This window comes from Phytohalomonas tamaricis (assembly GCF_003012345.1).
GTDB classification, from domain to species: Bacteria; Pseudomonadota; Gammaproteobacteria; order Pseudomonadales; family Halomonadaceae; genus Phytohalomonas; species Phytohalomonas tamaricis.
Genome location: NZ_PVRV01000019.1, coordinates 309587 through 329463 on the forward strand (window position 1 = coordinate 309587; position 19877 = coordinate 329463).

A 19877-nucleotide genomic window follows, 5' to 3' on the forward strand; every position below is an offset into this window, starting at 1 on the left:
ATTTACAGGCGTAAACTCCGCTCTTTCGTCAGTTTTTGCCTTGTCTGGCCTGCGCTCGTCGACTTCAAATCCTTGTTTAGCGAGTCACCGTAGAAAGGGCGCGGACGATGGCCTGCTTGGCCAGCGGTATCTTGAACGCCGCGTCGCGATGCGGTACGGCGCCGGCCAAAGCCGCCTCGGCCGCCTGCTGAAAGGTCGCCTCAGTTGCTGGCTTGCCTTTCAGTGCCGCTTCCGCCTCATGAGAGCGCCACGGCTTGGTGGCAATGCCGCCCAGCGCAATGCGCGCCTCGCGGATGGTATCGCCGTCCAGTGCCACTACAGCAGCGCAGGAGGCCAGCGCGAATTCGAATGACATCCGATCGCGCAGCTTGAGGTAATGGCTCTTCGCACCTTCGATTGGTGCGTCGAGGGTGACGTGGGTGATCAGCTCACCATCACGGAGATCATGCTCGCGCTCGGGCGTATCGCCGGGCAGCAAGTGATACTCCTCGAAGGGGATTTCGCGCGGGCCGTCAGGCCCTTCCACCGTGATGGTCGCGCCCAGCGCCTGCATACCCACGCACATGTCGGAGGGATGCACGGCGATACACTTGTCGCTGCCGCCGAGCACGGCGTGGTTGCGGTTGATGCCATCGAGCGCACCGCAGCCCGAGCCGGGCTCACGCTTATTGCAGGGGCGTGATGGGTTGCGGAAATAGGGGCAGCGGGTGCGCTGCATGACGTTGCCAGCGGTAGTGGCAACATTGCGAAGCTGGGTTGAGGCACCGGCCAGCAGCGCCTCGGACAGTACCGGATAGCGTGTGGTGACACGCTCGTCATAGGCCAGGTCGGTATTGGTGACCAGTGCGCCGATCTTGAGACGGCCGTCGTCGAGCTCTTCAATTTCAGTCAATGGCAGCAGATTAACGTCGACCAGACGCTCAGGGCGCATGATGTCGAGCTTGACCATATCGATCAGGTTGGTGCCGCCGGCAATAAAATCGGCGCTGTTGTCGTTGCCGTGCAGGGTGTACGCCTGAGTGACGTTGCCGGCACGCTGATAGGCAAAATTACGCATGCTTAACGTCTCCTCAGACTTTCTCGCGCGCGGACTGCACCGCGCTCAGAATGTTCTTGTAAGCGCCGCAGCGGCAGATATTGCCGCTCATCGCCTCCTTGACTGACGCATCATCCGTGCCGATGCGCTTGTCATTGAGCATCGACACCGCCGCCATCATCTGCCCAGAGGTGCAATAGCCACACTGGTAAGCATCGTGCTCAAGAAACTCCTCCTGAACCGGATGGAGCTGACCATCCTTGGCGAGGCCTTCAACAGTAGTGATCTCGCTGCCTTCATGCATGACGGCCAAGGTCAGGCACGAGTTGGCGGAGTGACCGTTGATCAACACGGTACAGGCGCCACATTGACCGTGATCGCAGCCTTTCTTGCTGCCGGTCAGATCAAGGCGTTCACGCAGCGCATCGAGCAGCACCACGTTGGGCTCAACCTCGAGGGTGTGCTTTTCGCCGTTGATGGTCAGGGTAATCTGCTGCGTGGTTGCCGCCGCGTCGGCCCGGCCAGCAGGGCCGGTGCGTTTGGCGACAGTGGTCTCGGCCTCATTGAAGCCGGTCCGCTGCTCGTGGGTGGTAGGGGTGTCTGCCATGACAATACCTCATCAATAGGATGCCGCCTCGCCTGCTAAAGACGAAACAGCCTTGGTGAGCGCGGCGCTCAAGGCCGCTATCCATGTTGTTGCTGATTGGTACAACTGTTCGAGTCCGCGCCCTGCCAAAGGATAGGGAACTCGAACCGCTATTCAGGTCTGTTCGAAACTTATCGTTTTATAAGAGCTGCCAACACCAGGCGCGTCAGCATGCCGTTCGCATCTAAACGGCTTTTTCAGCGTAGACAACAATCGTGAAGGGCGCGATCACTCCTGATGGGGCATTTCAACTGCGCCGCAGAAGAAAGACGACCGGAAAGATCAGAAAATAGATGAGGCCAAGCCATAAGAAGATATCGTTATAGGCTAAAACGTCCGCCTGCAACTGGACACGCTGTACGATGAGCTGAATCGCCGCGGCATGCGGATCACTGACAGCCCCAAGATACTGCTGCTGATACTGGGTGAGTGTGGTCACCACCGTCTCGCGCCCTTCATTGATAGCGGGAATGAGTTGATTCCAGTGATAGTCCTCGCGCCAGTCACGTACCGTATCGAGCAGTGCCAGCCCCACCGCGCCACCAAGGTTACGCATCACCGAGAACATGCCGCTGCCATTGCCGATCTGCTCGCGCGGTAGCATCCCCAACGCAACGCGTGAACTCGGCACCAGGCACATGATCATACCCACACCGCGCACGATCTGCGGCCAGAAGAATTCCCAGAAGCCGGATTGGTCGGTGAGGTTGGCATTCATCATCGAGCCGATCCCGGTCAACAGCACACCGCAGCCGATTAAAAGACGTAGGTCGATTTTGTCACTCAGGATGCCCACTGCCGGCGCGGTCAGGAACATTGCCGCGCCGGTAACAAACATCACCTCACCGATCTGCAGGCTGCTAAATCCACGCACGGTGCCAAAAAACAGCGGCATCAAATAAACCAGACCGTACAGGGCGATGCCCAGCACAAATACCAGACCAATGCCGACCGCGAAGTTGCGCTCAGCGAACAGACGCAGGTTGATAATGGGATGCCTGGCGGTAAACATGCGAATGAAGAACAGCGCTGCCGAGATCACCGAAATCAGCGCCATGGATAGAATCAGGCGGCTATCGAACCAGTCATCGTCAGGCCCTTCTTCAAGCACGAACTCGAGCGTGCCGAGAAAAAGTGCCATCAGTATCAAGCCGAAGATATCCAGGGTGCGCACCACTTTTAGATCGGCTTTATCGATGTCGAGCAGCCGCCATACCGCCAATGACACCAGCACCCCCGGCACCGCATTGACCAGAAACAACCAGTGCCAGCTCATGTATTCGGTAATGTAGCCGCCAAGCGTTGGCCCGACCGAAGGCGCCACCGTCGCCACCAGACCGATCACCGCCTGTACCGCCCCCATCTTGCGACGCGGAAAGATGGTGAAGCTGACCGCCTGAGTGATCGGGATCATCGCCCCGCCCATGAAGCCCTGAATGGCGCGCAGCACAATCAGCTCATTGATCGTGGTCGCCATCGCGCAGCCCAGACTTGCCAGCGTAAAGCCGACACTTGAGATCACGAAGGCCACGCGGGTCGACAATATTCTCGTCATTACGCCGGACAGCGGGATCATGATGATCTCGGCGATCAGATACGCGGTCTGAATCCATGAGATCTCGTCCTGACTGGCGGCCACGCCGGCCTGAATCTCATTGAGCGAACTGGCGACGATCTGGATATCGAGAATCGCCATGAACATGCCAAATACAGCCGCAACGAAGCCTAGCCGCAGACGCCAAGAGGGCATCGCTTCAGGGGCATCAGCACTCACTGCTCAGACCTCAGCGCTGAGCGTGGGGAGTATCATTGTCTGTCCTGTCGTGGCCTGCCCCACCATCCGGCGCGACATACAGTGACTCGCCTTTACCGCGCGTGTCGATCCGTGGCTCGACGGAAAGCCCCGCACGTAGATAGTGCAACGCTTTCTCTGGCCCAGTCAGACGAATCCTGACCGGCACCCGCTGCACGATCTTGTTGAAATTGCCGGTGGCGTTGTCGTTGGGCAGTAGACTGAACTCGGTACCGGTGGCCGGGGCGAGGCTATCGATCACTCCCTCGAAGGTGATACCGGGATAGGCATCGACATGAATATCAGCATGCTGGCCGATGCGCATGCGCTCGACCTGGGTTTCCTTATAGTTGGCTACTACGTAGAGGGCATCAATCGGTACCAGGCTCATCAATGCCAATGATGGCTGGGCCAGGGTGCCGCGCTCGACATTGACGTTGCCAACCACGCCATCAAAGGGAGCGTAGAGATGGGTCTTGGCGAGTTGGTGTTCGGCCTGGGCAAGCTCAGCACGGGCTGTCTGCCGCTGCGCTCGCGCTTCATCGACCGCCGCCTCCTGTACGTCGAGCTGGCGCTGGGCAGAGACCAGTGCCGCACGGTCGGCAGCCAGGTTGGCCTTGGCGACATCAAAGTTGGCTTGATCCTCATCGAGCTGCTGGCGCGAGGCGAAGTCGCGCTGTGCTAGTTGACGAGAGCGCTCAAGCGTCTGTCGGGCCTGCTTGAGCTGGGCCTCTGAGGCGGCAATCTGTGCGCGATTCTGCTCGATGGTGGCTTGCTGCAGGCCGATGTTGCGCTCAGCCTGGATGACGCTGGCTTCGGCCTGGGCGAGTTGGCCATGCGCCTGTTCGAGCTGATCCCGATAGTCGGTTTCATCGAGATCGACCAAGAGATCTCCAGCGGTGACGCGCTGGTTGTGTGCCACTGCGACACGCGTGACCCGGGCACTGAGTTCGCTACGAACCGAAACGATGTCACCGCGTACATAGGCATTATCCGTTTCCTCGAAGAAGCGACCGGTGTAATACCAATGCATGCCCCAGAAGATAGCGGCCACTACCACGGCAATCAGGAGCGTCACGACCACTAGTCTCCTAAGCCATTTCTTCAACAGATTGCTCATGGCTGGCTCGTTTCACCTGCGATTTGAAAAATGAAAGGTAGCATACGCTACGCATCCTTCATGCCCAACCCGCAACCGTAAAGCAGCCTATGTCCCCTCCTTCAACTTGAGTACGCATCAGCCTGCCGTGTATCCGGGCGAGATGATGACCTGCTGTTCAAACCCTGGCTGGGCTAACCCACTGTTTGATGAAACAGCCTTCATCGCAAGACGAAAATAGCCACATCTGAAAAACTTAATTTAAATTAATTTAAATTACTCATTCTCATCTACTTTGACATGTTTCATTAACGCACTACCTTCAATATACGAGGTTTGAATATCGAATCGATGAAGGGAGAGCGCTTTCACTCGCAGACGATCAATAAAGTAATGTGAAAAAGCCCAGCTGATTTCTTCTAACGCACTCAACATAAAAGGATTTCTGTCATGAGTGAATCGGACAAACATACAACATCAGGCACATATACCAGCAACGCGTCCTCCTCTGGGTCCGGCGATACGAAGGAGCAAGGCAAGAAGGAGCAAGGCAAGCAGCAGGCGAATCAGGCCAAGGATCAAGCCAAGCAGGCAGCAGGACAGGCGAAAGGCCAGGCCCAGCAGATGGTAAGCGAGGCGCAGCAACAAGCGAAGCGCATGGCCGATGAGAAAAAGGGCATGGCGGCCGATCAGGTGAGCGGCGTCGCCAAGGCGATGCGCAGCATGGCCGATCAGTTCAAGGAGCAGGAGCAGCCATCCTTCGCCAACTATACGTACAAGATCGCCGATCAGACGGACTCCTTTGCCGGCTCAATCCGTGACAACGACCTCAATCAGCTATGGCAACAGGCGCAGGAATGCAGCCGTCATCGGCCGATGATGTATCTCGGCGGTGCCGTCGTGGCGGGTATCTTTCTGTCACGCTTTTTGAAGAGTGGTAGTTCTTAAAGCTTATCGAATTGGACATTGTAACGCCTACAGCTTCGTAGTGTCGGGTATGGTGGTAAATGTCGATGACTGCGTAGTATCTATGCAATTGACAGGGAGGTAATAACGCATGGAATCCAAGAACAGAAATGAACGATTGGATCCACTCGATCCTGAAGCCATAGAAGAAGAGCGTGGCAATACGGCGGCCAAGAAGGGTGATTCCTCGACGTCGTTCAGCTCGCTAGTTTCTATGCTGATGCAGGATGTTTCTACCTTGATTCGGCAGGAAGTGCAGCTGGGCAAGACAGAACTTTCTGAGAAGATGACTCAGATCATGGCCGCTGTCGGGTCGATTGTAACCGCCGGTGTCGTGGCCCTTGGAGGTTTCCTGACGCTTCTGGCCTGTGCCGTGTTGGCGCTGAGCAATGTATTAGAGCCTTGGCTTTCCGCGCTTATCGTGGGTGTGATCGCGCTAATTATTGGCATGATCATGGTGCAGGCCGGCCGCAAAAAACTTAAAGCTGCCAGCCTTATGCCGCAACGCACAATGAATAGCGTTCAACAGGACCAGGCGCTGGCTCGTCAGCACGCCAAGGAGTATAAGGAGCAGAAGCAATGAGCAACGATAACCAGGATACCCGCAGCCCCGAAGAGATCGAATCCGATATCGAGAAGACACGCTCGCATCTGGATACCACTCTGCATCAGCTCGAAGATCGCTTTGCGCCCGATCAGATGGTGAATACTGCGCTCAATTACGTGCGCAGCAGTGGCTCGAAGGACTTTTTCACCAATCTCGGTGAAACTGCCAAGCAGAATCCGGTTCCCGTTGCACTGATGGGGCTGGGCATTGGCTGGTTGATGTATTCCAATTCCAGCTCGAAGCGTAACAAGGGCAGCTCTAGCACAGATTCTGCGCCTATGGCGTCATCTGAAGCACCGGCGACGGTATCGGCTGAAACAGTACCTGCCACGCGGACCACAGTGCCATCAACTTCAGTGGCGACAGGGTCACCCAATGTAGCGACTTCCGGTAGCACCACAGCGACCACGTCGACTCCAGGCATAAGTGGTAGCAGCGATAGTCATTACACTGATACGTCCAATTATTCCAACGATTATCGCTCGCACCATTCTAACGGCGGGCTACAGCAGGATGGTTCGCAGTCGGGCAGCAAGCAGGGTCGTTTGGCCTCGCTGAAAGGAAGGGCCAGTGGTTTGCTGGGTGGTGGCAAGAAAAAAGCAAGCAGTACTGGAAGCAGTGGAGGTGGTATGCGAGATAAAGTGGGCAACATGAGAAGCAAGGCGCAACAGTCCATGCAGGGCATCTCACAAAAGAGCCAAGGCTCGGGTTCGCAGACCACCGACTTCATCAAGGAGCATCCTATCGTCGTAGGGGCTTTGGGCGTTGCCTTGGGTGCAGCCTTGGGGGGTATGCTGCCTTCCACGCGCGCCGAGCAAAAAGCAATGGGCAGCACACGCGATGACGTGATGAACAAAGCCAGTGAAGCTGGCCATGAACAGTTCGATAAGGCCAAGGCCAAGGCTAAAGAACAGGCTAATAACATGGCACACCAGGCAGTAGATCAAGCCATGGGTAATGATACTAGCGCTGATTCTGATGGCTCTGATTCTGGTAACAGTGATACTGGCAAGGCTAAAGGTGCGGATTCCTCCTCCTCCACCTCTTCGGATAGTCAGCGCGGTGGCAGCAGCTCGACAACTGCGGGTGGTGCCGGTACGAACCCAACTTCGCCGACGACAACGTCAGCTGGGATTCAGGGCACGCGCAGTGTTTCCGCTTCTCCCTCGAGCTATACCGATTCGAAGAAAGACGACAAGCGTTAATTTATTGATGTAGATATAAATTAACTGTCGTTAAAAGCCAGGTGCCTTGCACCTGGCTTTTTTTATGGGCTGAACCCATAAATCCCCGGCTAAACTGAGTTCAGCCGGGTAGGCATTTTACACGAAGCCGACCACTTCATGCGGGACGTAAGGCGCTTCGAGCCGCTCGATTTCGTCAGCGCTCAAGGAAACCTCCAGCGCACCGAGCGCCTGATCGAGATGATGCGCTTTGCTGGCACCGATAATGGGGGCCGTAATCCCCGGCTTGGCCAACAGCCACGCCAATGCCACTTGAGCAGGCGAAACGCCCTTCTCCTGTGCCACGGCCTGCAGTGCGTCAATGACTGGATTATCACGCTCAAGACCGAGTTTCCAGTTGCGCATCTGCTCATCGCTCTTGGCCCGCGTCGTCATGCCTTCACTACCCACCGGCTTGCTACCGGCGAGAATGCCTCGTGCCAGCGGGCTCCAGGGAATTACACCTACCCCCTGATCGATGCACTGCGGGATCATCTCGCGCTCTTCCTCGCGATAGATCAGGTTCACCATCGGCTGCATGGTAGAAAACTTGGTCCAGCCGTTTTTCTCGGCGACATGCTGCGCCTTGGCAAATTGCCAGGCATGCATGCTCGACGCACCGATATAAAGCGCCTTGCCCGCTTTCACTACCTCATGAAGCGCCTCCATCGTTTCCTCAATGGGCGTGTCGTAATCCCAGCGGTGCGTCTGATAGAGATCGACATAGTCAGTACCCAGCCGCGTCAGCGAGGCGTCAATGGCGTGGTGGATATGCTTGCGCGACAGGCCACGCTCATTGGGCCCTTTATTGCCGGTCGGATTGTAGAGCTTGGTGGCAATCACCACTTCTTCACGACGCGCGAAATCCTTGAGCGCACGCCCTACCACCTCTTCAGAAGCCCCGTCGGAATACATGTCGGCCGTATCAAAGAAGTTGATTCCCTTCTCGAGCGCAGCCTGAATGAATGGCCGGCTCTGCTGCTCATCGAGCACCCAATCCCGCCACTCAGGGGTGCCATACGTCATGGTGCCCAGACACAGCGGTGAGACCTTAAGGCCAGTACGTCCCAAACGTCGATAATCCATATCCCCTCCTGAGTCGATAAATCCAATAGCAGCCTAATAGATTGGCCGACACGATGCGAATGCAGGCATCAGCACAATACAACTTCACATTTCAGTCACATTAAGTTTCAATACAGATTCCCGCGACAATTAGCCACATTAACGTTAGTCGCTTAATTAACGTATCTGCCAATTCTTTTCGGACCATCGTAAGATCATGTCTCTCTATTCTCCCCAAGAAATTGCCGCGCTGACCGTCAGCGCTGGTGAAAAGAAAAGCCAGACCCCACTGCTACCGCTGCTAGTGCTTGGCTTCCTGGCCGGCGCCTTCATCGCCACTGGCTTTCTGCTCGATATCCACGTTATTGCCACGCTTCCCGCCGCATGGGGCTCGCTGGCTACTTTTCTCGGCGCTTCCGTGTTCCCGGTCGGCCTGATTCTGACGATTTTAGCCGGTGGAGAACTGCTGACCGGTAACATGATGGCGCTGCCGATGGCGCTGTTCGCCCGGCGTATCGGCGTCGGTGCAGTGATCAAGAACTGGGTATTGATTACGCTTGCCAACTTCGTCGGCAGTATCGCCGTGGCCTACTTCTTTGGCCATTTCCTCGGCATGACCGAGGGGGCCTTTCTGGCCAAAACCGTGGGCATTGCCCAGGCCAAGATCAGCGCCGACTTCTGGCATGCCTTTGTATCCGGCGTCGGCTGCAACTGGCTGGTATGTCTAGGCGTGTGGCTCGGCTTTGCCAGCAAGGACGTGGCCGGCAAGATTCTCGGCATCTGGTTCCCGGTGATGGCCTTCGTTGCCATCGGTTTTCAGCACGTTGTTGCCAACATGTTCGTCGTACCAGCAGCCATCTTCGCTGGCGCCGTGACTTGGGGGCAGTACCTGCCCAATTTCGTTGCCGTGTTCCTTGGCAATGCAGTAGGCGGCGCCCTCTTTGTCGGCCTGGCCTATCATATGGCCTACCGCCCGCAGGTCACCGCAGCCGCTACGGCAGCCGTCAGTGCCAACACGTCCGCTAACAAGCTGCACCAAAAAGTCGCTGCCACTACCGACACCAGCGACAAGCAAAACGTTGCTGCAAAGCGTTAATTCAACGCTGAAAGCTACGATATCCTACCGCCCCGGCCTAGCCGGGGCGGTGCCGTTCAAGCCAGGTAAAAACGGATACGCCTCTACTCATCGCTTGCCAGCATTCGCCTTGCCAGTTCGATAACCGGCGCATCGACCATCTTGCCGTCAATCTGAAATACCGCCTCGCTGCGTGCGGCGAGCTCAACCACCCTCCGCGCCCAATCAAGTTCGGCAACGGTAGGGGCAAACACCTCATGCACCGGCCCGAGTTGAGCCGGGTGAATGCACAGCATGCCGCCGAATCCCATGTCGCGCGAGCGTCGCGCCGTCGCGGCAATCGCTGTCTTGTCATCAATCGTCGGCAGGGTACCCGCCAACGGCGAATCGAGGCCGGCCAGACGCGACTGCATGATCAACGCATAGCGCGCCTGATCAAGTACCGCCTCGCCACCGGATGTGTCCAGCGTCACTCCCAGATCAAGCGCCAGATCAAGCGGGCCGAAGCTCAAGCGCTCGACTCCCTTGGAAGAGGCGATTTCTTCAATACGTGACAAGCCGCGAGCACTCTCGATCTGTGCCCAGATCGGCCGTTCACAGCGTGACAGCACGGCACGCAGCGCTCCGCCGCTCTCTGTCTTGGGTACGACAAGCGCAGCAATGCCTGGATGCCGGGCGCATAGCGCAAGATCAGCGTCACACTCCTCGCTTTCAGGCGCATTGATCCGCACGGCGATAGGCACGTTACCGTCAAGATAGTGAGTGAGCGCTTCATCCAGCGCCTGGCGAGCCTGGCCTTTGCCGTCCTTCGCCACCCCATCTTCCAGGTCGATGATGACGACATCGGCCCCGCTGGCAAGCGCCTTGGGAACGCGCTCGGGACGAGAGGCAGGGACGAACAGCGCAGAGCGAATGAATGATCGATACATGAAAACGGTCTCTTTTGTCGATAGGCGGTCAACCGGATATTGCCTACAGCATAGCCGCTCAACGACCAATCAGTAGGTGTGACGCGACACTGAGCGAATTAGTGCGAAGCGCGCGAGCTCAAGCGCAGGATGCGGTACAAAAGCCATAGCACCGGAACAAGAAAGAGCCGATATAGCCAGCACGCCACAGCCAACAGGGGCATTAAAATCATTGCCCAAAGCGCAAATTGCATCAGCTTGACCGGCAGCCCTGCCCATTGTGCGACGTTGGCACCTAATGCGCTGATCAGGCCGGGATGGCGCACGATGACGTACGTTGTGGCGCCCACAGCAGCTAATCTGGCACCTCGTGACAACTCAGAGAAGCGCACACCTGCGGATATTTCTCCTCCAGCAACCGTCTGTGTCCCGGTGCGGACGCTCTGCGCCTCGATACTACCCGCGCGCAAGGTACGTCCAGCTCGCAATAGCTTCACTGCACTTGCCATCACCAGTAGATCCATACCCGCCCAGGCGGCATCGGCTACACCAATGTCATCATTCTGGCGCCATTTACTTTCCAGATCGCGGATACCACGGGTAAAGAAATTACTCAGGCTGCTCACGACGCGCTCACTCTGTAACCACCGCACGTCACCTTGCCGATCGACCACGAACTGACCTAGAAAATCGTGGCCCTCGGCGTCGAGGTAGGCGATCGCGTAATCACCGCGCTGGTGCGGTGTCAGCGACGTGTTGGCAGGCGCCATCTCATCATTAAGCTCATCATTGGCTGGCGACGCGTCGTCCGTTCGCCACCACTGCGCCAATGAATCGCTGGCGCGTTCATATTGGCGGCTGGCCCAATGCCGGGCGCTGAGCGCGTCAATCTCGTGGCGATGGAAATAGGCAATCGGCAGCACGACATCAGCGCCGAAGCGTGCCAGCACACGCTGAAAGGCAGGATCGAATTCGTACTCGCTCAGCACGGTGCGGGCCGTGTCTCCGTAGCGCACCAGCGCCAACCGGGCGGCAAGCCACAGCGCCTCGTCATCGGCGTAGGCGAGAAACAGCGCGTTGAGCGCATCCGATTCGCTGGCCAGCTCATCGGCCAGCGCCGGCAGGGCGTGGGCCGCCTCGACACGTATCAGGCGCTGCTCGAAGGGGGCGCTCGAGGCCAGCGCGGAAAGAATGGCGGCACCGCCAAGCGCCGCGAGCAACAGCAGAAAGAAGCGTTTCATGACGTAACGGCTCGTCTCGACAGAACGTGCCCTCAGTGTCCCATAACTTGCGCCGCGATGACGGCATCTCTGCGTTGGATGCGTCCATGACCAGAAGGCGAACGCCGGGTGGCGAAAGGCCGCCAAGCCTTCCACCACACGGCTGGGCCTTGGCTCCGCCGGTTACTGGCCGCTGGCGTTGGCCTGCTCGGCCGCCTCGATCAGATCGGCACCAATCTCGTCTTCGAACTGCTGCCATACCGGGCGCATCGCCTCGCGCCAATCAGCGCGCTGCTCCGGAGTCAGCTCAATGATCTCGCTGGTACCGGCATCGGCGATGCGCTGCCTGTCGTGCGCGTTCATCGCCCGCGCCTGCTCGTTCACCTGGTCGGTGACCTCGGCGAGGATCGTCTCAAGCTGAGTGCGCACATCGTCGGGCAGGCCACGCCAGAACTTGGCGTTGGTAATCACCATATAGTCGATGATGCCGTGATCGGACGCGGTGATGTAATCCTGTACCTCGTGCATCTTCTGGCTGTAGATGTTAGACCAAGTATTTTCCTGGCCGTTGACCACGCCGGTCTGCAAGCCCTGATAGACCTCGGAGAAGCTCATCTTGCGCGGCACCGCATTGAGCTCCTTGAACTGCGCCTCGAGCACGTTGGAGGCTTGGACGCGAAACTTGAGACCGCGCGCGTCGCGCGGCTCGCGCAGCGGCTTGTTGGCGGAGAGCTGTTTCATACCGTTGTGCCAGTAGGCAAGGCCGAGGATGCCGTTGTCCTGCATCGACTCGAGCAGTCCCTGACCGGCAGCGCTGTGTTGAAAGCGGTCAACGGCAGCGATGTTATCGAACAGGAACGGCAGATCGAACAGCTGGATACCCTTGCTGTACTTGTCGAACTTAGCCAACGACGGCGCAAGCATCTGCACATCGCCAAGCAGCAACGCCTCCATCTCCTTGCCGTCACCGTAGAGCGACGAGCTGGGATAGACCTCGACCTTGACGCGATCGCCAAGGCGCTCCTCGACCAGCTTCTGGAACATGCGCGCGCCCTGCCCCTTGGGCGTGTTGTCGGCGACGACGTGGGAGAACTTGATGACGATGGGATCGGCGGCCAGCGCCGGCGCGGACAGGGCTACGGCGCAGCCCAGGGCGCAGACGAGCCTGATGACAAGACGATTGAACATGGCGAGCCTCACTTCGATTGTCTGAGTTATTGTGGCGTCGGCCCACGACTCAACCGCTATTCGCAGGCCTGGTGTGAGCGTGCAGTGTCGTTGTCAGTAAGTGGCATACCTCCTGGTCGGGATGGGAATGTGCTTCAGATACCCGGCGTCAGCCGCCGCGCGCCAGGATACGCCGCGCGCGGGCGATGATCGGTGCATCCACCATCTGGCCATCGACCGAGAAGGCACCCTGCGCACCGTTGTCCGCAGCGATAACGCGGTGCGCCCAGGAAAGTTCCTCCGGCGTGGCGCTGAAGGCACGATGCACCGGCTCAAGCTGAGCCGGGTGGATGCAGAGCATGCCGCCGAAGCCCATCGCCCGCGCGCGGCGTGCGGCGCGAGCAATGCTGTCAGTGTCGCTTATTTCGGCTTCGACGCCTGCCAGCGGCGCGGCCAGCCCGGCCACCTTCGATTGAATGATCAGTGCATAGCGCGCCTGATCGAGGATCGCTTCCGCGCCCTCGTGCCCGTCGAGCAGGTCGAGATCAAGCGCCAGATCGAAGGCGCCGAAGCTCAGCCGCTCGACGCCATCAACTGCGGCGATCTCCGCGACGTTCGCCAGCCCACGGGCGCTTTCGATCAGCGGGCAGAGCGGACGGCGTGGGCAGCACGACAGCGCACACTGCAGCGCGTCGGCGCGCTCCGCCTTGGCGACCACCAGCCCAGCAACCGCCTCGTGACGGGCGCAAAGAGCGAGATCGGCCTCGTACTCGACGCTATCGGGCGAGTTGACGCGCACGAACAAACGCGCCTCGGGATGGTGGGTCAGGAACGCTTCCAGCGCATCGCGCGCCTGCTGCTTGGCATCGGCCGCCACCGCATCTTCAAGATCGACAATCACCGCATCGGCGCCGCTGGCCAGCGCCTTGGGAATCCGCTCAGGGCGAGTGGCGGGCACGAACAGCGCCGAGCGGACGGGACGTGAACACATGGTGTTCTCCTGTGGTTGAGTGTCAGACGACGCCGTCGCGATGAAAAGCGGCGATGGCTGTCTCTGTATAGCCGAGTTCGGCAAGGATCGCGTCAGTGTGTTCACCCAGCGCCGGGATGGCGTCCATGCGCGGCGTGAAGGCGCTGCTGCGCCCCGGTGGCAGCAATGCCGGCAGGCGCCCGACGGGGCTGTCGATTTCACGCCAGCGCCCTCGCGCATCAAGCTGGGGATGGGCCCAGACGTCATGCATGGTATTGACCTTGGCATTGGCGATACCGGCAGCGTCGAGACGTGCGCCGACCTGTTCGGCACTGAGCGTGGCGAAGGCCTCATTGATGATCGCACCGAGCTCATCGCGCGCCGCGCTGCGCTTGGCGTTGGCATCGAAGCGCGGGTCGTCGGCCAGCGCCGGCTGCATCAGCACCCGCTCACAGAACGCTCGCCACTCGCGCTCATTCTGCAACCCCAGCATCACCGTGCCGTCCAAGGCAGGAAAAGGCCCATAAGGATAAATGGTGGAATGCGACGCCCCGGCGCGCGGCGGCGGTGGCGCACCGTCGAAGGCGTAGTAAAGCGGATAGCCCATCCACTCGACGGTGGCTTCGAGCATCGAGACATCGATGTGGCTACCCTCACCACTCTTGCCGCGCTGCAGCAGCGCGGCGAGGATATTGGAATAGGCATACATGCCGGCGGCGATGTCGGCGATCGAACAGCCCGCCTTGGCCGATGCTTCCGGCGTGCCGGTGACGGAGAGAAAGCCTGCCTCGCTCTGGATCAGCAGATCGTAGGCCTTTCTGTCGCGGTAGGGGCCATCGTCACCGTAGCCGGAGATATCGCAGACAATGAGGCGCGGATAGCACTCGTGCAGCACGGCGAACGACAGCCCCATGCGCTGGGCGGCGCCGGGCGCAAGGTTCTGGACCAGCACGTCGGCCTCGCTGAGCAGCGCGTGCAAAGCGCCCTGCGCCTCGTTGGCCTTGAGATTAAGTGTCAGGCTCTGCTTGGAGCGGTTGGTCCAGACGAAATGCGAGGCGAGCCCGTGCACCCGCTCGTCGTAGGCGCGGGCGAAATCACCGACGCCGGGACGCTCGACCTTGATCACCCGTGCGCCGAGATCAGCAAGCTGGCGGGTGCAGAACGGCGCGGCGATGGCGTGCTCGAGGCTCACCACGGTGATGCCATCGAGCGGGCGGGATGAAGTAGCGTTATCCATAAAGATTCTCGTCAAAAGGAGCGCGGCAGGCCAAGCACACGCTCGGCGACGTAGGAAAGGATCAGGTTGGTCGAGATCGGCGCGACCTGATAGAGCCGCGTTTCGCGGAACTTGCGCTCGATGTCGTATTCATTGGCGAAACCGAAGCCGCCGTAGGTCTGCAGGCAGGCATTGGCCGCTTCCCATGACGCCTTGGCAGCGAGGTACTTGGCCATGTTGGCGCTCGCGCCGGCATCCTCGCCGCGATCGTATTGTTCGCAGGCGCGCCAGCGCATCAGATCGGCAGCCTCGAGTTCGATATGCGCCTCGGCAAGCGGAAACTGCACGCCCTGATTCTGACCGATCGGCCGGTCGAAGACGACACGCTCGCAGGCATAGCGGCTGGCATGCTCGATAAACCAGCGACCGTCGCCGATGCACTCGGCAGCGATCAGGGTGCGCTCGGCGTTGAGTCCGGCGAGGATGTACTTGAAGCCCATGCCCTCCTCACCGATCAGGCTGTCGAGTGGCAATTCAAGGTTATCGAAGAACAACTCGTTGGTCTCATGATTGACCATGTTGGCGATCGGTTGCACGCTCAGCCCGTGGCCGATCGCCTGATGCAGATCGACCAGAAAGATCGACATGCCCTCCGACTTCTTCGTCACTTGATTGCGCGGCGTGGTGCGCGCCAGCAGGATCATCAGATCAGAGTGCTGGACACGCGAGATCCACACCTTCTGGCCATTGATCACGTACTTGTCGCCGCGCTTGACAGCAGTGGTCTTGAGTTGGGTGGTATCGGTGCCGGTGGTCGGCTCGGTCACCCCCATCGACTGCAGGCGCAGCTCGCCGCTAGCCAGCCGCGGCAAAAAGTGCGCTTTCTGCGCCTCGCTGCCGTGTCTGAGCAGGGTGAACATGTTGTACATCTGGCCGTGTATGGTGCCGGAATTGCCACCGCAGCGGTTGACCTCCTCGAGAATCAGCGACGCCTCGGCCAAGCCAAGCCCAGAACCGCCGTACTCTTCGGGAATCATCGCCGCCAGCCAGCCGGCCTCGGTCATGGCGGCAACGAACGCCTCGGGAAAGGCCTTTTCCGCGTCGAGTTCGCGCCAGTAGGCATCGGGATATTGACTGCACAGGTCGCGTACGCCTTCACGTATCGCTTGCATATCTTCAGGGTCGAGCATCACGGTTTCTCACGTTCAAGGCCATGGGCATGCCGATTCAGGGTTCGAACTCGAGCGTGGCCTGATGGGCAACGCCGCGATCGTTGGCTGCCCACAGCGAGGCCTGCCCGTCCGCCTCAATGCGACCGGCAACCGTAAACGGCTCGGGAACGGTCAGCGGCATCTGGCCGCGATAGGTGAACCGTCGAAGGCGTGCCTCGGGATGTGCCGTCTGGAAGGCATCGAGCATTAGCGTGGCGATCATCGGGCCGTGGACGACGAGGCCGGAATAGCCTTCGCGCCCGGTGGCGTAGGGCTGGTCGTAGTGGATGCGATGGCCATTGAAGGTCACCGCGCTGTAGCGAAACAGCAGCACCGGCGTCGGCGTGACGCGCCTCTGCCACTGAGCCTCGGGCGGGCTGTCGCCGCCACTCGTCTTGGGTGGTGCCGGAGCGCGGTAGACGATGTCCTGGCGTTCGCTGATGGCTGGATCGTCGCGCTGCGTATCGCCTTGATGGTGCTCTTGATAATAATCATGACGCACGGTGAGGAAGGTCAGCGCGCCGCTGCGGCCCTGCTTCTGCTCAATGTTTTCGAGCGTCGAGACACGCCTGGCCGGCAGCCCAAGCATTAGTGGGCGGCGGAATTCAAATTCGCCGCCCGCCCACATGCGCTGGCGGCCGTTACGCGGCGGCAGGAAGTCATCATCTTCGGGATGGCCGTCCTCGCCCAACTCGGACTCGAAGCTTGGCGTCTGGAAAAAGGCCCAGTGCCATAGCGGCGGCAGCGCCGCCCCGGGTGGCGGTGGCGCGTGGCCGAACAGCGCGGCGAGGCGCTGGATCAGCGCTTGATCGAGGTTGTCATCGGCGGTCTGTTGACGACCGCGCCACGCATTATCGTCTTGCTGTCCGGCTTGTTGCGTCATAAAGGCTGACATCCGCTGAATGTGATCGGTCATCAGCATGGAAAGGAAAGCATACGAAGGGAATTCTTATTTTTAAAAACCGGCATTCGGCTGGCGTGAACGCCGCCTGACGAAATACTCTACGGAAAATGAACGTACGTGCGTGGCCGACAGGCTTCGAGAGATCACTGACGCGGCGAAAGTCGAAGCGACGAATCGGCCCGAGTGTGGTTGATTGACGGCTGCGCGATGTCCAGTTTCAAGCTGCGGCCATTCAGCCGCTTTCACCCCGAGGAGCGCCGCATGCACTTCGACCTGGCCGATTTACGCCTGTTCGTCCATGTCGCCGAGGCGCCGAGCCTGACACAGGCAGCACGTCATGCCTGCCTGTCGCCCGCCGCCGCCAGCACGCGTATCAAGGCGTTGGAAGGTCAGCTCGGCTGTCGCCTGCTCTACCGTGACAGCCGCGGTGTCGAACTCACGCCTGCCGGTCAGCGCCTGCTCCATCAGGCGCGCCTCGTACTGCGCCAGGTCGATCATCTCAAGAGCGAATTCGCCGCGCAGGGCGCCGCCAACGCCGGCCACATCCGCATCTTCGCCAATACCACTGCGGTGACCGAATTCATGCCCGAGGTGCTGGCCCGCTTTCTCGCGCAGCGCCCCGAGGTAACCGTCGATCTCAAGGAGCGCCTGACGCATGACATCGTTCGCGGCGTACTCGACGGCAGCACTGATCTGGGCATTGTCGCCGGTCCGGTAAACACGCCCGGTCTCAAGGCGCGGCACTTCAGCACCGACCGCTTGGTGCTCGTGACGGCGCCCCGCCATGAGCTGGCACGGCGGCGTCATATCGTGTTCGAGGATCTGCTGAGCTTTCCTCATATCGGCCTGCATGAAGGCAGTACGCTGCTCGCGTTTCTGCGCGAACGCTTCGCGGCGTACGGAATCAAGCTTACGCTGCGCATCCAGGTCTCCAGCTTCGAGTCGGTGTGCCGCATGGCCGAGGCCAACGTGGGCATCGGTGTGATACCCGAGTCCGCCGCGCGCCGCCATCAGCGCACCATGCGCCTGCGCATCGTCGAGATCGACGAGCCTTGGGCGATCCGCGAACGTCAGCTGCTGGTCCGTGATCAAAACGCCCTGCCCGGCTGCGCCCAAGCACTGATCGATGAGCTGCTCGCCTACCATACCCAACGCCAGGCACCGCGCTTGCTGCCGGCCTGACGGTTTCTGCCACGGCTACCGTCCCGCATCAGGCTTGGACGACCAAAGTGCAATCAATATAAGTAGTTGATTTTAAAGTAAAATAATAAAATATCATGATGATTGGATTTTTGATGGATGGCTAAAGCCACACATTGGTGCAGTCTATCATTGCCGTTCTGTAGCGCCCTTTCCGCATGCTGTACATCAATTAAAAGGACTGCCCCATGGTGAGGAAAGACCCACGCGACCTGATCAAGTCGGGCTCGATGACACCGTTTCAACTCTGGATTGTTGCCTTCTGCACCCTCATCGCGGGCCTGGATGGGTTCGATGTGCTGGTGATGGCGTTTGTCGCACCCTCAGTCGCTGCCCACTGGGGTCTGTCGGGCTCGGCGCTCGGTGCTCTGTTCAGCGCCGGATTGCTTGGCATGGGCATCGGCGCCTTCCTGGTCGCGCCGCTCGGTGACCGCTACGGCCGCCGTCCGACAGTGCTGTTGTGTCTATCGCTATTGCTGGTATCGATGCTGTGGTCGGCAATGACCGGCAGTGTCTATGAGTTGTTTGCAGCGCGTTTGCTCACCGGCATCGGCGTTGGCGCCGTGCTGGCGACCATCAATATCGTCGTGACCGAGTATGCCAACCAGCGGCGGCGCAGCCTGTGCAATGCGATCATCTCGCTCGGCTATCCTATCGGCGCTACCCTTGGCGGGCTGATTTCGGTCTTTCTGATCGACGCTTACGGCTGGCGCGCACCATTCGTCTTCGGCGGTACGGTCGCACTGGTCATGCTGCCGCTGGCATGGATGAGCTTTCCCGAGTCGCTCGATTTTTTACTCGAGCGGCGCACCGACAATGCCTTGAACCGCGTCAATCGTATCCTGCCCCGGCTCAGACAAGCTCCGCTGGTCGAGCTTCCTCCTCGACGCGAAGTGATAACGGTGACCAAGACGCGGCCGCTGGAACTGCTTACAGGTGAACAGCGCGTGCCGTTCCTGGCCGCCTGTGCGATCTACTTCTGCGTGATGATGACCTTTTACTTCATGGTCAGCTGGACGCCGAAGATACTGACCGACGCAGGGCTGAGTCTGAGTGGCGGCATTTCCGGCTCGATGCTGCTCAGCATCGGCGGCGCAGTGGGCTGCTTGCTCTACGGCCTGCTTGCTAACCGCTACGGTGCACGCCGCCTGGCGGCAGGTGCCATGATTGGCCTGTTCGTGATGATGATGCTCTTTAGCGTAATGTCCTATGAACCACTTTTACTGATCGTCGTGGCACTGACGCTAGGCTTCTTTCTCTACACCACGATCGCTGTGCTTTATGTTGCGATTCCTGTCGTCTTCCCAGTCACGTTGCGCAGCACCGGTACAGGATTGGCAATGGGCATGGGGCGTATCGGCGCGGTAGTTGGCCCTTACGTGGCTGGAGTGCTGATCGAACTCGGCTGGGAGCGCTCATCCTATTTTCTGGTGCTGGCATTACCGGTGCTCGTTGCTGCACTGCTGTTGAGCGCGTTGCGCAACGGTACGCCAGCGACCATGACGACGATCAAGCCCACTGCGGAAGCGGGCGGCTGAGTTGCGCGGCAGGAAAAAGCTGCAATAACATCGC

18 protein-coding genes are annotated in these 19877 nt (G+C 59.5%); 6 read left to right on the forward strand and 12 right to left on the reverse strand.

Features of this window, described 5'->3' with window-relative positions; translation table 11 throughout:
- Positions 1-76: 76 nt before the first annotated feature.
- The 4 genes from C3Z11_RS03395 to C3Z11_RS03410 form a co-directional block, all read right to left on the reverse strand.
- Positions 77-1057: an FAD binding domain-containing protein gene (locus C3Z11_RS03395; RefSeq protein ID WP_106476282.1), complete on the reverse strand. Its 981-nt coding sequence runs from the start codon at positions 1055-1057 to the stop codon at positions 77-79.
- Between the two features lie 13 nt (positions 1058-1070).
- Positions 1071-1643, reverse strand: a complete 573-nt coding sequence (locus C3Z11_RS03400; RefSeq protein WP_106476284.1) for a (2Fe-2S)-binding protein — start codon at positions 1641-1643, stop codon at positions 1071-1073.
- 286 nt (positions 1644-1929) lie between these two features.
- Positions 1930-3456, reverse strand: a complete 1527-nt coding sequence (locus tag C3Z11_RS03405; protein WP_262927209.1) for a DHA2 family efflux MFS transporter permease subunit — start codon at positions 3454-3456, stop codon at positions 1930-1932.
- Between the two features lie 10 nt (positions 3457-3466).
- Positions 3467-4594: an HlyD family secretion protein gene (locus tag C3Z11_RS03410; protein ID WP_106476286.1), complete on the reverse strand. Its 1128-nt coding sequence runs from the start codon at positions 4592-4594 to the stop codon at positions 3467-3469.
- Positions 4595-5023: 429 nt separating this feature from the next.
- Between C3Z11_RS03410 and C3Z11_RS03415 the strand changes: the two genes are divergently transcribed.
- The 3 genes from C3Z11_RS03415 to C3Z11_RS03425 all read left to right on the forward strand — a co-directional run bounded on the left by C3Z11_RS03415 (position 5024) and on the right by C3Z11_RS03425 (position 7351).
- The gene (locus C3Z11_RS03415; protein ID WP_106476288.1) at positions 5024-5521 is read left to right on the forward strand and encodes an ATP synthase subunit B family protein; all 498 of its coding nucleotides are present in this window, start codon (positions 5024-5026) and stop codon (positions 5519-5521) included.
- A gap of 109 nt (positions 5522-5630) precedes the next feature.
- Entirely contained in the window at positions 5631-6122 is a 492-nt protein-coding gene (locus C3Z11_RS03420; RefSeq protein WP_262927210.1) for a phage holin family protein, read from the forward strand.
- Positions 6119-7351 carry a DUF3618 domain-containing protein gene (locus tag C3Z11_RS03425; protein WP_106476290.1) on the forward strand — a complete coding sequence of 411 codons (1233 nt, stop codon included), beginning with the start codon at positions 6119-6121 and terminating at the stop codon, positions 7349-7351. The genes C3Z11_RS03420 and C3Z11_RS03425 overlap by 4 nt, the downstream gene beginning before the upstream one ends.
- 117 nt (positions 7352-7468) lie before the next feature.
- On the opposite strand, the gene C3Z11_RS03430 is transcribed toward C3Z11_RS03425, so the two are convergent.
- Positions 7469-8455 carry an aldo/keto reductase gene (locus C3Z11_RS03430; protein ID WP_106476292.1) on the reverse strand — a complete coding sequence of 329 codons (987 nt, stop codon included), beginning with the start codon at positions 8453-8455 and terminating at the stop codon, positions 7469-7471.
- Between the two features lie 196 nt (positions 8456-8651).
- On the opposite strand from C3Z11_RS03430, the gene C3Z11_RS03435 reads away from it, so the two are divergent.
- The gene (locus C3Z11_RS03435) at positions 8652-9530 is read left to right on the forward strand and encodes a formate/nitrite transporter family protein (RefSeq protein WP_106476294.1); all 879 of its coding nucleotides are present in this window, start codon (positions 8652-8654) and stop codon (positions 9528-9530) included.
- Positions 9531-9613: 83 nt separating this feature from the next.
- On the opposite strand, the gene C3Z11_RS03440 is transcribed toward C3Z11_RS03435, so the two are convergent.
- The 7 genes from C3Z11_RS03440 to C3Z11_RS03470 form a co-directional block, all read right to left on the reverse strand.
- The gene (locus C3Z11_RS03440; RefSeq protein WP_106476297.1) at positions 9614-10438 is read right to left on the reverse strand and encodes an HpcH/HpaI aldolase/citrate lyase family protein; all 825 of its coding nucleotides are present in this window, start codon (positions 10436-10438) and stop codon (positions 9614-9616) included.
- Between the two features lie 98 nt (positions 10439-10536).
- Positions 10537-11658 carry a hypothetical protein gene (locus C3Z11_RS03445; protein WP_106476299.1) on the reverse strand — a complete coding sequence of 374 codons (1122 nt, stop codon included), beginning with the start codon at positions 11656-11658 and terminating at the stop codon, positions 10537-10539.
- A 162-nt stretch (positions 11659-11820) separates the two neighbouring features.
- The gene (locus tag C3Z11_RS03450; RefSeq protein WP_106476301.1) at positions 11821-12825 is read right to left on the reverse strand and encodes a TRAP transporter substrate-binding protein; all 1005 of its coding nucleotides are present in this window, start codon (positions 12823-12825) and stop codon (positions 11821-11823) included.
- 148 nt (positions 12826-12973) lie between these two features.
- Positions 12974-13795: an HpcH/HpaI aldolase/citrate lyase family protein gene (locus C3Z11_RS03455; protein ID WP_106476303.1), complete on the reverse strand. Its 822-nt coding sequence runs from the start codon at positions 13793-13795 to the stop codon at positions 12974-12976.
- 22 nt (positions 13796-13817) lie between these two features.
- Positions 13818-15026: a CaiB/BaiF CoA transferase family protein gene (locus C3Z11_RS03460; RefSeq protein WP_262927211.1), complete on the reverse strand. Its 1209-nt coding sequence runs from the start codon at positions 15024-15026 to the stop codon at positions 13818-13820.
- The gene (locus C3Z11_RS03465; RefSeq protein ID WP_106476307.1) at positions 15023-16180 is read right to left on the reverse strand and encodes an acyl-CoA dehydrogenase family protein; all 1158 of its coding nucleotides are present in this window, start codon (positions 16178-16180) and stop codon (positions 15023-15025) included. Before C3Z11_RS03465 ends, C3Z11_RS03460 begins: the two co-directional genes overlap by 4 nt.
- Positions 16181-16217: 37 nt before the next feature.
- On the reverse strand, positions 16218-17117 hold the full coding sequence (locus C3Z11_RS03470) for an itaconyl-CoA hydratase (protein ID WP_262927212.1): 900 nt from the start codon (positions 17115-17117) through the stop codon (positions 16218-16220).
- 171 nt (positions 17118-17288) lie between these two features.
- Here C3Z11_RS03470 and C3Z11_RS03475 point away from each other — a divergent pair, with 171 nt between their 5' ends.
- Together C3Z11_RS03475 and C3Z11_RS03480 are read left to right on the forward strand one after the other, a co-directional pair.
- A complete protein-coding gene (locus C3Z11_RS03475) occupies positions 17289-18287 on the forward strand; it encodes a LysR family transcriptional regulator (protein ID WP_262927213.1) in 999 nt (332 codons plus the stop codon).
- A gap of 206 nt (positions 18288-18493) precedes the next feature.
- Entirely contained in the window at positions 18494-19843 is a 1350-nt protein-coding gene (locus C3Z11_RS03480) for an MFS transporter (RefSeq protein WP_106476312.1), read from the forward strand.
- Positions 19844-19877: the final 34 nt, after the last annotated feature.

Excerpts from the sequence above, each read along its gene's own strand:
- C3Z11_RS03470 (WP_262927212.1), bottom strand. The coding sequence starts at position 17,117 with ATGACCGATCACATTCAGCGGATGTCAGCCTTTATGACGCAACAAGCC.
- C3Z11_RS03440 (WP_106476297.1), bottom strand. The coding sequence starts at position 10,438 with ATGTATCGATCATTCATTCGCTCTGCGCTGTTCGTCCCTGCCTCTCGT.
- C3Z11_RS03395 (WP_106476282.1), bottom strand. The coding sequence starts at position 1,057 with ATGCGTAATTTTGCCTATCAGCGTGCCGGCAACGTCACTCAGGCGTAC.
- C3Z11_RS03430 (WP_106476292.1), bottom strand. The coding sequence starts at position 8,455 with ATGGATTATCGACGTTTGGGACGTACTGGCCTTAAGGTCTCACCGCTG.
- C3Z11_RS03415 (WP_106476288.1), top strand. The coding sequence starts at position 5,024 with ATGAGTGAATCGGACAAACATACAACATCAGGCACATATACCAGCAAC.
- C3Z11_RS03410 (WP_106476286.1), bottom strand. The coding sequence starts at position 4,594 with ATGAGCAATCTGTTGAAGAAATGGCTTAGGAGACTAGTGGTCGTGACG.
- C3Z11_RS03435 (WP_106476294.1), top strand. The coding sequence starts at position 8,652 with ATGTCTCTCTATTCTCCCCAAGAAATTGCCGCGCTGACCGTCAGCGCT.
- C3Z11_RS03480 (WP_106476312.1), top strand. The coding sequence starts at position 18,494 with ATGGTGAGGAAAGACCCACGCGACCTGATCAAGTCGGGCTCGATGACA.
- C3Z11_RS03465 (WP_106476307.1), bottom strand. The coding sequence starts at position 16,180 with ATGCTCGACCCTGAAGATATGCAAGCGATACGTGAAGGCGTACGCGAC.
- C3Z11_RS03400 (WP_106476284.1), bottom strand. The coding sequence starts at position 1,643 with ATGGCAGACACCCCTACCACCCACGAGCAGCGGACCGGCTTCAATGAG.
- C3Z11_RS03425 (WP_106476290.1), top strand. The coding sequence starts at position 6,119 with ATGAGCAACGATAACCAGGATACCCGCAGCCCCGAAGAGATCGAATCC.
- C3Z11_RS03455 (WP_106476303.1), bottom strand. The coding sequence starts at position 13,795 with ATGTGTTCACGTCCCGTCCGCTCGGCGCTGTTCGTGCCCGCCACTCGC.
- C3Z11_RS03420 (WP_262927210.1), top strand. The coding sequence starts at position 5,631 with ATGGAATCCAAGAACAGAAATGAACGATTGGATCCACTCGATCCTGAA.
- C3Z11_RS03445 (WP_106476299.1), bottom strand. The coding sequence starts at position 11,658 with ATGAAACGCTTCTTTCTGCTGTTGCTCGCGGCGCTTGGCGGTGCCGCC.
- C3Z11_RS03450 (WP_106476301.1), bottom strand. The coding sequence starts at position 12,825 with ATGTTCAATCGTCTTGTCATCAGGCTCGTCTGCGCCCTGGGCTGCGCC.